Annotated in this window: 1 protein-coding gene; it reads right to left on the reverse strand. The window is 32.0% G+C overall.

Annotation, left to right across the window (positions count from 1 at the left end; all coding sequences use genetic code 11):
- Window positions 1-193 precede the first annotated feature (193 nt).
- On the reverse strand, window positions 194-787 hold the full coding sequence (locus DOT_RS18885; RefSeq protein ID WP_009622227.1) for a hypothetical protein: 594 nt from the start codon (window positions 785-787) through the stop codon (window positions 194-196).
- Window positions 788-994: the final 207 nt, after the last annotated feature.

The raw sequence follows: 994 nt of genomic DNA on the forward strand, positions 1-994 counted from the left end.
TCTATAACTAGAAGCTGAGACTAGCACGGGCGAAGTCATAGTTAGTAGGATAACTGGGAGTTGATTTCCAAGTCAATTGGATACGAATATGGATAAACTCTATAAACTCAAGCTCAATTGAGATTGAGTTTATTACGTCTAACTTTCGGATAATTTTCTACGGATTATTAATAATATTCTTTGTTTGTTAACATTAAATTGTATATTCCGCTGGAGTATCAATGGTTTGTGAATCTGTATAAAAATTAGAAACAGGTTGAATAGAGGTATTCTGTTTTATCTTTTTATTATCGAAAACTGAGGGATGAGCTAAAGAGACAATAGCTTGTGCCGTGGTCATTCCATAAATTAAATTCATAAAAAAAGCTGTATAAAATGTACTTGATTTACGAGCTTTAAGAGTAAACCATTTAACACGCTGGCCAAATTCATAAAGTGTCATCCAACCTAACATACCGATAAATGAACCTTTAATTAGGTGATGGTCTTTTCCGGTTTTCTTTAAAAATCCTGTAATTAAGTATCCAAGACCACTGCCCGTAAGAAGATGCATAACATGACCAATAATAAAATTTTCTCTTCTGTGTGTTCTTATTGGTCGAAAAATCATTGAACCAGCTAAATGTCCATAGAGCATTTCATGTTTACCAAACATCCAAAAAGCAAAATCAATAATATCCATAGGAATAGTTCCAATTAAACCACATACTAACCCTAACACTGCCGAATCTTTAATACGAGGTATCTTATTCGAAAAGTTAATAAAAAATTTGACAGTTTGAAACACATATATCCCCCCTTGAGTTTGATAATATTATCTCTGAAATTAAGTTATTAAAAACATCCAGTTAATACCATTAAAATTATTTTAAGGAGCATAGACTGCCACGAAGCGTTATGAGGTTTCCATAACGTATATGATAAATTCATAGTATTGCCTAATTTCAACTTCACATTGGTACTATAAAAGCACAAGTAAACGATCCGAATTTAC

The organism is Desulfosporosinus sp. OT, assembly GCF_000224515.1.
GTDB lineage: Bacteria > Bacillota > Desulfitobacteriia > Desulfitobacteriales > Desulfitobacteriaceae > Desulfosporosinus.